The 12,914-nt window shown below is 42.3% G+C and carries 6 protein-coding genes; 1 reads left to right on the top strand and 5 read right to left on the bottom strand.

Annotation, left to right across the window (positions count from 1 at the left end):
* Window positions 1-230 precede the first annotated feature (230 nt).
* The 5 genes from BN3769_RS00280 to BN3769_RS00300 form a co-directional block, all read right to left on the bottom strand.
* A complete protein-coding gene (locus BN3769_RS00280; RefSeq protein ID WP_068466396.1) occupies window positions 231-7,652 on the bottom strand; it encodes a coiled-coil domain-containing protein in 7,422 nt (2,473 codons plus the stop codon).
* Window positions 7,653-8,044: 392 nt separating this feature from the next.
* On the bottom strand, window positions 8,045-8,731 hold the full coding sequence (gene radC / locus BN3769_RS00285) for a RadC family protein (protein WP_068466398.1): 687 nt from the start codon (window positions 8,729-8,731) through the stop codon (window positions 8,045-8,047).
* A 4-nt stretch (window positions 8,732-8,735) separates the two neighbouring features.
* Window positions 8,736-10,076, bottom strand: a complete 1,341-nt coding sequence (hflX, locus tag BN3769_RS00290) for a GTPase HflX (protein WP_068466399.1) — start codon at window positions 10,074-10,076, stop codon at window positions 8,736-8,738.
* Between the two features lie 9 nt (window positions 10,077-10,085).
* On the bottom strand, window positions 10,086-10,877 hold the full coding sequence (locus BN3769_RS00295) for an MBL fold metallo-hydrolase (RefSeq protein ID WP_068466401.1): 792 nt from the start codon (window positions 10,875-10,877) through the stop codon (window positions 10,086-10,088).
* Window positions 10,874-11,461, bottom strand: a complete 588-nt coding sequence (locus BN3769_RS00300) for a hypothetical protein (protein WP_068466404.1) — start codon at window positions 11,459-11,461, stop codon at window positions 10,874-10,876. Before BN3769_RS00300 ends, BN3769_RS00295 begins: the two co-directional genes overlap by 4 nt.
* Before the next feature lie 414 nt (window positions 11,462-11,875).
* Between BN3769_RS00300 and BN3769_RS00305 the strand changes: the two genes are divergently transcribed.
* A complete protein-coding gene (locus tag BN3769_RS00305; RefSeq protein ID WP_068466405.1) occupies window positions 11,876-12,880 on the top strand; it encodes an NAD(P)/FAD-dependent oxidoreductase in 1,005 nt (334 codons plus the stop codon).
* Window positions 12,881-12,914 lie beyond the last annotated feature (34 nt).

Here is a 12,914-nt window from a genome sequence, read left to right on the forward strand (position 1 = left end):
AGAGCCAATATGAACGTTTATTTAGTAGTTGGGTTAAAAGCCTTTTAACCTGAGTTTGGAGTTTTTTAAGTAGCCCTGTAAGAGGCTGTATTAAATCCCATAATACCCCATATTTGAGATTATTTTCTTCCTAGAAGGAAGCGGGAGATAGTGCGAAAGGGATTTTTTAAGCAAAGAAAAAAGCCATGCCCTTTTACGACAGGCATGGCTTAATTGAGGAATAGTTTGGACTATGCAGCAGGCGCAGCAGATGTCAAATCAGGCCCTCTGGGAGGCCGTCTTTTTGGCTCGGGAATCGGAGTCTTCATCACGTCTTCCACTGTTGTTCTGAGCGCTTCAGCTAGCTTGTAGGCTAGGTCTTCATTATAGACGGCATGCAAGCTCTCTACCGGCTGATCTTCAGGTATGCGAGTGAGAAACTCCATAATAGAATCACGGTTGCGATCTAGCATGATATAGTCATAAAGCTTATTCTTTGCCCAGTCTTTAATAGGGCTGAACAAAAATGCAAGAGCTGTACCGATAATCTTGAAGAAAACGAATCTAAATACAGCATCTAAAGCACGCTTAATTTTCATTCCAAATTTTCCGGCTATTCCCTGAATAGCGCGATCAAATTTAGCCTGCGCTTTCTTCCAGGTGCTTCTAATAAAGTAAGAGATGCTTGAATCCACCAATTCACGCGAGGTTTTACGGAGGCGGACATCCAATGCAGCCCCTTCCCTTCTTCTCGCTTCAGCTTTTTCTGCTTGGCTTGAAGTATCATAGTGCAAAGTAGGATTGCCATGCTCGTCGCGTTGAACAGCGGCTTTTAATGCCACTTCTAACTTATCTTTAATGAAGGTCTCATTAAATTGCTTTCTTAAAGTTGCTCCCAATGATCTTACTAGGGCAGGATTGACTTCTCCTGTACGAGGATCCTTGAGTTTTTTCTTAATCCAGCTAGGTAATTCGATTGTTTCAAGAACTTCTACCATAAGAGCGCCAGACGCTGCATCCAACTCATCTAAGGAAGGATCTTCCGGAGGCGTATGATCCAGCACTATTTCTTGATCCAAATTGTCTTTTAGGGTTTCTAGACTTTTAAGCACCATCTTCTTTAATTTATTTTGCTCCAAGACAGTTTCCATAATCATAGGAAGCATCTTAGGAAATAAATTTTTCTTAAGGATCTTCCAAGTCTGCTTGCGCAACTCTTCAGGCACAAATTCCAAATCATCTTTGCCTTTTGGGAAAATCATCTTTAAGAGGAGACGCGATGTCGGATCGTAGAAAGCCTCTTGTCTTTGCTTTTTAATCGCTTGAGCCTCTTCATGGATAAGATCCATAACGGATTTATTCGTTACAGGATTGATCTTTTTCAAGGCGCGCCTGCGCGCATCAGAAATAGGCTCTCCCTTAATTTCATTAATTTTATCAATTAGATCTTGGGCGGTAAAAATCTTAATGTCTTTTTCCTCGGCCTTTACCATTTCCCTAATTTCTTTCTCCAGACGATCTAGCTGTTCATCAGTTAGAGCCCCTTGCAATTTCTCCTTAATAGCAGCCAACGATTGGGCATAAGACACAGGTGCAACGGGAACTGCCGGATGCAATTGAGGAGAAGATTTGACAAAATCCGCGTGCGAAATATGCGAACGACCTTCTAAGGCAGCCAATTTCTTTGCTTCGTTCAGCGTTTTCCAATGGTTGGTGGCTACTTTTAAAACATTGACCATCAACTTGCGATTAAAATCGGCTCCTCTTTGTTTTTCAAAATCTACAGCCTTAGATAATACGCCGTTTAAAGGCACGACCACTAAATTACTGATCAGATCCGCCGCTTTCTTCTTATCGGTCACTAATTGATTAGGATCTCCGATTTTAGCTAAATTATTGCTTAACATCGTTTCAAAGAGAGGAGCTTTCGCATAATTCAACAGTAAGCCAGCTACTTGAAGATTGCCTCTAGATAACTCTTGTAAATGATCTTGAACGCTTTTGGAGATAAGCGTCACCCCGCGCATATTAGTGCCGCCGGCGATTTCAGTCAGCGTGTGAGGAACAGCCGAGACAACCATGTTGGCTAGATCTTCGGCTAGGATGTCGGCATAAGCACGCTGCGAGTTCTCTTCGACCCCAAAACGCTTCAGCTCTTTTCTCGCTTCTTTGATGGCCGGTTGATCGCTATCTAGCGTTTTTAAACCGCTATAAACTTTAACCGCCATTGTACCCAAGACATCCTTAAGAGCATTATAAACTTTCGCTTTCAACGGAGGAGGGAGACCTTCTAAATCTTCTTTGGAATTAATTCCCAAAACATCTTTCAAGACGGCATCATTGAGCTCTTTGGCCACTTCTTCAAAATTCCGATCTTTAGTCTCTTGATATTTGCTTGTTGCCAAATTAAGCAAACGTTCCGTTAAAACAACAAGACTGTCCTTGCCTCTTTCGCGAGGATTCTTTTCCGCAATTTTAATGAAAATGCGCAGGAGCATTCCTTCAATGTATTGACCTGCAAAACCAGAGATATTCTGGTAAGCTTCGCTTTCATTGCGCGTCAAATCTTGGAAAGCTTCTGCAACCGACTTCTGAAGAGAGCCTTCAATATGTGGCAGGAAATTGCCTAAGGATTCCGCCAACTCTTCGGGAGTGATTTTTATATTTTGAATCTTAGACTTGTAGCCCTTCTCATTTAAAGTCTTTCTCAGATTAGTTTTTTGCTCATCAGTCAAAGTCGTCTGAGAAACAGCCTCGTACAATTCGAATAGCTTGCGGTTGTAAACATGCTTATCCGGAGAGTTCTTCATCATCTCACGGATTTTGTCAGCAAAAGCCTCTACTTGTTCATTAGTAGGTTCTTTTCCGGACAAATCAACCCATAGCTGTTTCGTAATAGGGAGATAACTGCTTAATCCGGCTGGCAATAAGTACATGACATCATTTGCTAATGCTTTAGCCAGATTACTCATCATTTTTGATCCGGATAGGCGATCGAGCAATTGCTTGTTCTGTGTCCGTTCAATCATGGGAAACAACATCGGGCTAATCTGCAGATACGCCTGTTCTTTAAGTGTTTTATAGACAAGCTTTTGAAGAGCTAAGGGTACGCCCTTTAAATCCGCTTCGGATTCTATACCGGCGATATCGCTAAAAGCCTTATCGATCATGATGCGAGCCGCTTCTTCTCGCGTTTTATTTTCTATGAGGTCAGAGTCTAACGCCATATTTTTCAATTTTTCGGTCAGGACAGCTAAAACATTCTCTCCCTCATTTGCGCTTGCTATTTTGACACACAGGCGAAGGATCATTGCTTCAACATATTGCTTTGCAAAACCACGGTTTTCTTCAAATGTCTTATCATCTCCTGAGATAACAGCTTGAATTTGAGGAGCAAGCAAGGCATGAAGTTCGGTCGCTCCGGGAATCGCATCATTAATAAAGCGGGCGATCTCTTCCGGACTAATGACAACTCTTTGAATTTTGGTAACAGCTTCTTCTTTTTCTAAATCTTTTATTAATTCCTCTTTCTCTGCAGCTGTTAAATTAGCTCCTGAAAAAGTGGTGTAAGCTTCTATCAGATGCTCTTCAGTTAGCTTGGTTTTTCCGGAATTAATTAAAAGCGTATTGAGCTGATAAGCCAATTCTTGCGCCTTCTTATCTAATATATTAACCGCTTCTTTCGGATTTTCCTGCTTTAATAAGCGGAAAATAGTCGTTTTTGTCACTCCTTCTGGTCCTGCAGCTTGTGTCGCCTGGTAAAGGGTCTCTGCGACAGCATTTACGCGATCAGCTGCCACTTTATCTCCCAGCAAAGACTTAATGCGATCGGCTACGATTACCTCTTTGCCCAGTTTCAACATTGTTGCTCGCAAAGCCTTATCCATGCGGCTAATATTACTAGCAGACCGATTGGTGTATTTGGCAACTTTCAGAATGAGGTCGGCAAAGGGGCGATAGCTAGTGATAAAATCAGGGATTTTTCCGATTAAATCTTCTGCTGTAGCATGGGAAAGATCTGACAAAAGCTTATTCCCTTGCGCCAGTTTTTGCAATTTTGCCCGATTTTCCTCTATTTCCATCACCGGCAGCAGCATAGGCGAGACTTGATCGAATAGAATCAATGGAATCGTTTTCTCTTTAGCTTGCTCAATGAGCGGCCAAATCCTATTTTCCAATACAGCAGGCAGACCTAGCTTATTCTTTTGCTCCAATCCAATTAAGGCTGTCAATTCATTGGCCAGCAAGCGGAAAGGCTCCATATGCGCTTCCAGCTCTTGGGCCAACTCTTGATTTTCGGCAATCAATTGCTTAGTTGTCCTTCGGCTATCTAAGATTTTTCCCATCCAATTGATTGCGGCTGACCATTCTTTCTTATTGGTCTTATCCAAACTCATATTTTCAAATTGCACATTCTGATGCGCTTGCTCAAGATCTTTATTTAAATGCTCTAATTCTAAGCGCGCATGTTGAAGTGTTTTATCGATGTTTAACACATCGGAGATTAACTGCAACTTTTCGGTCGGATAATTTAAAAGCCCTATCAATATCTCATATTGTGCAAGCTCTTGAGCCGTTTTCTTCGTATCGCTAGCCAATTCTTTTTCTAGCTCTTTGTCTGCGTTCAACCGGTCTCTTTTCTCCATCAAGAAAGCCATTTCCGTCAAACTAGGCTTCTGAGCCCTAGCCTCAGCAAGCTCTTGCTGGACAACTTGGCGGAAAGCAAGAGCCGAGCGAATCTTGTCTAACTCACTATCATCCCATGCCAAAGGCGAATTCACCCTTAATTTTTCCAAGATGTCGTTCTTTTTAGCTTCCAAGCTAGTGACATAATCATCTGCTCGGGTAGCTAGCTGCTCGGATCTTAATACTTGCTTGATAAGATTGATCTGCAACCAATCCAGCCCTTTAAACGGCTGATCGGCCGCTAATTTTCTTAACTCTTCAATCTGCGCTTTATTGGCTCTAATTTTATCCTGCAAGTCAATTGCCGCACGCAGTTCCTTTTTCTGTTCTTCTGTAAAAGATGGAAAGGCTTTCTGAACGGACGTGTGGATATTTTTTAGCAGTTGAGCCGCATAAAGTTCGCTGTTCGAGAAATTCATTTCAATGGTATTGCTAAGAGCGGTCAAAATAACAGCTTGTATGCCCTGCTTAATTAAAGCGACAGGCTCAGCTATCTGGCCCTCTTCTTCGCTGCTTAAAGCGCTGATATTATTTTTTAACCATTTTTTCAACTCATCGCTAACTTTGATACCGGGTAGATATTGCTCTACGAGTTCTTCAATGGTCTGCCCAGCGCCCCACTTACTTACCAAGTCTATGTTATTTTCCAGAACGGTTTTGACAAGCTGATTGCTAATGGTTTCGCTAATAGCGATAAACTGACCGGCATTTTCATAGCCGCTAAACTTCTTAAGCGCATTGGCATGCAGCGCTCGCACCTCTTCTAAAATGGTATTTTCACGTAAAGTCTTTTGATACTTTTCCGCTTGCTCAACCAATTTTTTCGCGATCAAATTTTTCAATGTAGGAGGCAGCGGCAGGTCTTTAACGATATTTTCCCAAAACGCTTCGGGAACAGCCTTGCCTTGCTGTAAGGATTTATAATGGTCGTAAATGCGCTCCGCTAATTCCTTCACCAATTGGTCTTCTTTAACTTGATGCCCTTCAGGAATCAAGACTTCCGCCCCTTTGGCCAATAATCCTAACGTTAACTCATTTAAAACCGATTGGATAAAAAAACCTGCATTTAGCAAGTGAGGATCCTGAGTATGAAGCATTGCCTGAGCAGATTCTACCAGCCACCCGGCCAACTCCGCCTGGGACAGATTGGACAGGACTTGATTTTTAGTGATATTGGCTGGATTGGCTTCCCCTTCCTTGGTTGGCTCCGCAACCGCGCTTAAGGCCCATTCCACCAAATTGATTGCTCTAGGATCGGACTGAATATAATTCTTACCATATCCCACTAAGAAATTAGTCGGAGCAATCATTAAATCCGGAATGCTAACTTGAGAACCGATTCGATTTTGGACGACCTCTTCCCATTTTTTTCGGCGATCTATATCTAAAGCCAAGGGCTCATATGACTTTTGTAAAAATGCTGCAACCAGATCCCTAATATTATTGTAGAGATAGTTTTGGGCATAAGAGATATTTAATAAACCAAATCTAGGAATGACAACATCTTGTACTTTGTTAGGAAATAAATAGGTTAAAATGTCGTCTGTCAGCAACTGCATGATTTGCTGAAGCTCTTGGTGGCGTTTCCTCTCCCCTGCAAGTACTTGCGCAAAAGCTTGGAAATCCGCTAACTGTCCAAGTAGACTTGGATATCCCGCTTCAATATCTTTCAGCCTTTCCTCTTCGTGATTTTCAACATTTTTAATCAGCATTTGGTTGAGCAAAGAAAAAGGCAAAAACTGAGCGTCCGCAGGTACAAGTTTGGCTAAATCAGGAAATAGCTCAAGGGCTTCCGAGAAGTCTTTATTTCCCTGGATAATCTCTTGAATAACCTGTTGAGATGCAGGTTTTTTATCTAAATCGGGAAATAGTTTTTGCTGTAATCGCTTATATTCTTCTCGATTGGCTTGATATTTCTCTTCTATACTAGCCAATTTTTCCATATTGATATGAGATTCCGCTTTTTTGCAAAAAAGCGAAAGAATACTGACCAAAGCAGGCTGCTTATCATAGTTAGGAATCGTCTCTTTATTTTGCTCAATCTGCTCGGCCAAATTAGCCATTCCTCTAGCAAGATTGATTTCAATCAGTGTACTGATTAATGCCTGCTGCTCCTGCAAATTATCCCCAAGCCACCCTTCTTTCGGGAGATTGCTTTGAGCAACTTTTTGCAGCTGGTCCGTCAGAAAACCGGCAAGTTCAATAAATTGCGGATCCTTGGGAAGGGCGGTGCGGATACGCTCATGCGCATGGGCAATATAAGACGCTTTATCTAAATTTTTGGCGTAATTATTTAAATAGCTTTTAAGAGCGTTTGTTCCTGTTTCCTTTCCCCATTGAACTAAATTTTCCCCTTGATGCTGGGCTAATCGGCCTCCCGCCTTAGCTAAATCCCAGCCTTTTCCAACTATTGCTCCGCCAACGGAATGAACTGCCCCACCTACGCTAGAAAGCGCATTCCAAAAGCGATTTCCGGTTTGAGCTGTTTTCTCTGTCGTTTTCTCAAATTTCTTTTCCTTTACGTCTAAAGTGGGAAACGAGTTTCCCTCTTCCTGAATGAGGTTTCCGGGAATTTGACTAAGCGGCAATTCCGACTCAAATTCTTTTAAATCTTGCTCAAAAGAGGCTTGAGCTCCACTTTCATTCTTTCCTGACTCGTCCTCAATTCCCCCTTCATCATCAGAAACCTCGGAACCCTGGTCTTTACCTTTCCCCTCTTCCTTAACAATCAATGAGTTACTATTCTGAGTTACCTGAGTTTGAGTGTCGGATGCTGGCGTATCGGCTTTTTTAAACAAATTCCAAGTCCAAAACTTATAATAAGAAAAATTTGACTTGGGCGGATTTTTTAGTGTCTCTTGCGCCTTTTCATTCGTCACAGTCTCGACTTGATCCTTCTCGATTTGTCCGTTTATCCCTATATCAGGATAATCAGGCGGAATAGGAGACGAGTTACCGGAGGGACCTGTTACACGAGGATTAGACATAAGAAACTCCTACAGGAAACAAAAAAAAATCTCATAGTTATTTATCTAAATCTATAATAACAAAATAAACGTTATTAGTAAACAAAACGATGTCAAAAAATTAATCTTAAAATAAAATTAAAGAAAACCAAAAATAATCTTTAAAATTTATTGCGCTTCACCTAGTTTTTTTCTTAAAACTTAACAGCCCGTCAATTCAATTTTAAGAAAGAAGCCCCATATGGTAACGCATAATGGGCAGTCCAGGGATTTGCCTGGTCGATTAGTTAAGTGCTCGCTTGTCCTTTTCTTTTATTTTTGTATAAAATATATGCTAAATAGGATGTCAATTTAAAGGATTTTTTGGCAACCTTTAAATTAAACAATTAACTTTAATTCTAAATTTCAACTCTTTAATTAAAATTAAATCCTTTCTGGCGTAAAGAAATAAAAGAGTCTTTTCCAATAATTAAGTGATCGTGCAAAGGAATGCTGAGCAAATGGCTGGCCTCAACGAGTACCCGCGTCAATTCAAAATCTTGAGGAGAGGGAGTAGGATCGCCGCTTGGATGATTATGCGCAACAATTAAGCTAGCCGCTTTATGGCGGATACAAGGATAAAAGACTTCTCGCGGATGAACGAGGGCTTGCGAAAGGCTGCCAATGGAAACAATTTCATGGCAAATGATATATCCCTTTGTATCCTGCAGAATGACAACAAAGATTTCCCGCGTCTCTTTTTCCATTTCTTCTTTTATGAGCTGATAAGCATGGATGGGATGCTCGATCTTGCACCGCGGTTTAATCAGCTGCCGGGAGGCTCGCATACCGAGATTTAAAGCGGCCTTTAATTGGATGGCCTTTGCTTGCCCAATTCCTTTGACCTCCAGCAATTCTGCCATTGTGGCCTCAGCCAATTTTTGTAAACTTCCGAAGCGAGCAATGAGGTGCTGGGCGAGCTGAAGAACAGGGGTTGTTTTAGTTCCGCTTCCCAAAATTAAAGCAATTAACTCGACAACAGATAAAGACTCAGCCCCGAAACGCAATAACCTCTCTCGGGGTCGGTCTTCTTCTGGCAAACGTTGAATTGAATAATCCATTTTTTTACTTATGAGTCTTATCAATGAGCTGATAATGCGCATATTTATTGGCTATGGGAATGGGAAGATCTACGCGCAGTAAGACATCATTTTCTTCATAGTCTTGGTTTAGGACATTTCCGGAACGCATAATCTCGCTAACGGCGGCATATTCGCTCTGTGGAATGCGCATTTCAACAATTGTGCGCTGACGCTTCAGCTCTTGAATCATCACCTCTTGCAGATCATCGAATCCTTCGCGCTTCAAAGCAGAAATGAGAACATTTTTGGGATAACTCATGCGAATGCGATGGATCATGTGGGGATTTTCGCATTTATCAATCTTATTTAAAACTGTAATGATAGGTTTGCGGCCGGCGCCTAACTCCTTAAGCACTTCATACGTTGTCGCCGCCTGCTCTTCTGCCATGGGATGACTGACATCAACGAGATGCAATAAGATATCTGCCTCTAAAGCTTCTTCCAATGTACTTTTGAAAGCAGCAACTAGTAAATGAGGAAGTTTGCGAATAAAACCCACGGTATCAATAAGAAGAATATCTTGATTATTCTTGAGCGTAAATTTTCGCGTCGTCGTATCCAAAGTGGCAAACAGCTTGTCTTCCACAAATACGCCAGCTTCAGTCAAAGCATTCAGCAAAGTAGATTTCCCGGCATTGGTATAGCCAATAATCGCAAAAACGGGAATTTCGGAGCGAGTACGAGACTGGCGCTGAGTCTCTCGATTGGCGCGCACCTCTTCAATTTCTTTTTGCAGCTGATCGATTTTGCGTTTAAGGATGCGGCGGTCAATTTCAATTTGCTTCTCGCCTTCTCCCTTTAAATAAGCGCCCCCGCCTCCTGCGCCGGAAGTTCCTGCCTGTCTCGATAGGTGTGTCCACATGCGTTTCAAACGAGGCACTTCATATTTAACTTTTGCCAATTCAATCTGTAGCCTGGCCTCTTTCGTCTGTGCTCTTTGTCCGAATACTCCCAAAATGACTTCAGTCCGGTCCATCACAGGGATGATAAACGCTTTTTGCAAATTTCTTTGCTGAGCAGGAGTAATTTCATCATCAAAAATAACTAGATCTACCTGCAATTCTTTCGATAATTGAATAAGCTCTTCCAATTTTCCTTTGCCAATATAAATGGAGGCATCAAATTTGCGGATGGCACAAGGCATTTTACAGGCCGTTTCTATTCCATAGGTGCGGGCTAATAATTCAAGTTCATCTAAATGTTCTTCGCAAATTTTTTTATTTGACGGACCTTGATAAACAGAGACTAAAAGAGCGCGTTGGATTTTTTCTTCTTCATGCGAAATTAGGGTCGACTCTTTATGTATATTTTTCTCATTTGCCATAGTAAATCCTTAGGATGGGTTCCCAAATTCAATTTCCAATCCATCATAGGCCAGCTTAATATGATCGGGCAGATAGGCATTGGTTTTTTCATGATCTAACTCATGCGAAAGATGAGTCAGCCACACTCTTTCGGCTTTGGTTCGATGGGCAAAGTCAACGGCCTCATCGACGGAGAAATGCAAAGGCGAAGGAGTATGGCGAAGTGCGCTGATAATGAGCGTTTTTATCCCTTGCAATTGTTCAAAAAGGGTATGCGAGAATAAGCGGATGTCAGAAAGATAGGCTAAATCCCCAAATCGGAATCCATTCACAAGCATGCCCCCTTGCTCGTATGTCATATATCCAATAGATAAGCCGATAAAATCGACGCTTCCTTCGCGCTGCGGCGGAAGAATTTGCAACTGAATGCGCGGAACAAAGGTTTCATCCGGATCCTCTGATCTAAAAATATAGTAATAGCGCATTTGAAGCTCCAAAGCCGTTTCCTCAGAGAGCAAAGCTGGCAGCGGATTCTCTCTCCTGTAATAAATGGGCCGCAAATCATCGACCCCAGAGGTGTGGTCATGATGGGCATGCGTCAATAAGATACCGTCCAGCATTGTGATATGATGGCGAAGGGCTTGCTGCCGAAAATCCGGCCCCGGATCAATCAATAGTTTCTTCTGCTCTGTTTGGATAAGAACGGAAGGGCGGAGGCGCTGATTGTAAGGAGAAGCAGAAGAGCAGACAGCACAACTGCACCCAATGACCGGTACACCTACCGAAGATCCTGTACCTAAAAATAACAATCGACCTTTCATAAATTTGTATGTGCGGTAAAGAGAGCCATAATTGTTTGATAAAGGCCTGAATGATAAAAATAGGCCCATTCCATTCCTTGGCCGTCGCCATGCAGCTGTACCCGAAAATAGTCATTTTCGGCAAATTGAATTATTTGAACGATTTTAGAGCCGGGAGCAAATCCAGATACATCTATGCGTAAATTTGTTGTCAATAAGGTAGGATGAGCGGAATTGAAAGCCCTTTCTATTTCTGCCGTCACATTTTCTAGGCTTTTATCAGAAGAAACCAAATGATAAAACTGTTCATATTCATCCGAAGGAATGACAAGTTGATGCCTTTTTCCCAATTTGCGATCAAAATAGGAAAACTCATTTTTATCAAAGATGAAACGAACATTTTGACCCGTTTGAGGATGCTTGTCTCTCAAATTAATTTGGCTCAGCGTCAAAGGAGTTAAAATGCTATTTCCAGCCAAATAACGTCCTGTCGGCCCATAAAAATAGAGCATAAAGACGGTCAGCAGGCCTGCACAAATGATTGCTGCAGATAATAAAAACAAAATGCGCTTGAGTTCTTTTTTAGCACCAGTTCTTATTTCCACTTTTATTCCTTAGAATAAGGTTAAATTTAAACAATTGAAACCATTAAAATTTCGATCATACTGCTAATACCAATATTATTCTACTCAAATGCAAGGAGGAAATGACCCTTAATAGAAGGTTCCTTCCTTTCAATTTTCTTTTATGCTTTCTTTATAGACTGTATTAAAACCCCTCATAATCGATATTTGAGGTTATTCCCTCCCCTTAGCGCTTGTCTTCAAATTGTTAATCGCCTGGATTCACGTTCTTTCCAGTCAGATTGCAGTCTACTCGTGTTGGATCAACCAGCCTGCTAAAGAATAAATTCCGGGAAAGTTTCACCTAGCTTATCGTGTTTTATCCTGTTATAATTTCTTATCTTCTGTATGATTTTCAAGATTGCCCTGCAAGCAATTGATTAGTTGAGGAAAAAAATGCACATTGCCGTTATCGGAACTGGTTTTTGCGGCCTAGCTGTCGCTTGGCACTTACTCAATCATCCATCCCTTCGGAATTTACATATTCAATTATTTGATAACAAAGAAATTGGAAAAGGCACGTCCGGTATAGCTGCCGGGCTTTTGCATCCCTTTGCAGGCGCCCATGCCAAACTAAATCGGATGGGAAGAGAAGGAATGGAAGAAACAAAAAAGCTGATCGAAGTTTCCGCACAAGCGTTGAAAAAATCGGTCACAGCTCCTCAGCCCGGCATTTTGCGGCTTGCTTTAACAGAGGAGCAGCAGCAAGATTACCAACGCTGCGCCCAGCTTTATCCGGAAGATGTCGAATGGCTAGGAATCGATCAATGCCAAATGAAAGTTCCCGGTTGTGCCGCAGTTCCGGGATTATGGATCAAGCAAGGTTTAATCCTCCACTCTGCCCTATATCTTCAAGGCCTTTGGCTCGCCTGCCAGGAAAAAGGCGCCAGCTTTGAGCTGCGCTCAATAAAAACTTTAGAAGAGCTTAATGAATTCGATCATGTCATTATTGCGGCAGGCGCCCATACAAGGAATTTTGCCGAGCTGTCTCATCTGCCGCTATCCATTGTCAAAGGACAGGTATTGGAATTAGCTTGGCCACCTGCTCATCCCTCTTTGCCTTGCGCGCTTAATTCCCAGGCTTATCTTTTGATGACTCCCGGACAGCAGACCTGCCTGGCAGGCGCCACGTATGAGCGAGGCTGGTCCCATGCGGAAAGCCAGCCGGAAGTAGCCAAAGCAGATATTTTACCTAAAATCGCAGCTATGCTTCCCTACTTAGGGGAGGCGCCCTTAATCGGCTGTTATGCTGGCCTAAGAGCCGTTACGCCAAACCATCTTCCTCTTCTTTTTCAATTGCCCTCTCGCCAATGGGTTCTGACCGGCATGGGATCAAAGGGCTTGCTTTATCATGCCCTGATGGCTAAGACACTCGTCCAGCGCCTTGCGGATTCCCTTTAATGGCAAAGCGATAGTCTTATTGCTCGACCCGATC

It is taken from the genome of Candidatus Protochlamydia phocaeensis (assembly GCF_001545115.1).
In the GTDB taxonomy this organism is placed as follows: domain Bacteria; phylum Chlamydiota; class Chlamydiia; order Chlamydiales; family Parachlamydiaceae; genus Protochlamydia_A; species Protochlamydia_A phocaeensis.

Excerpts from the sequence above, each read along its gene's own strand:
- BN3769_RS00305 (WP_068466405.1), top strand. The coding sequence starts at position 11,876 with ATGCACATTGCCGTTATCGGAACTGGTTTTTGCGGCCTAGCTGTCGCT.
- BN3769_RS00295 (WP_068466401.1), bottom strand. The coding sequence starts at position 10,877 with ATGAAAGGTCGATTGTTATTTTTAGGTACAGGATCTTCGGTAGGTGTA.
- radC (WP_068466398.1), bottom strand. The coding sequence starts at position 8,731 with ATGGATTATTCAATTCAACGTTTGCCAGAAGAAGACCGACCCCGAGAG.
- BN3769_RS00280 (WP_068466396.1), bottom strand. The coding sequence starts at position 7,652 with ATGTCTAATCCTCGTGTAACAGGTCCCTCCGGTAACTCGTCTCCTATT.
- hflX (WP_068466399.1), bottom strand. The coding sequence starts at position 10,076 with ATGGCAAATGAGAAAAATATACATAAAGAGTCGACCCTAATTTCGCAT.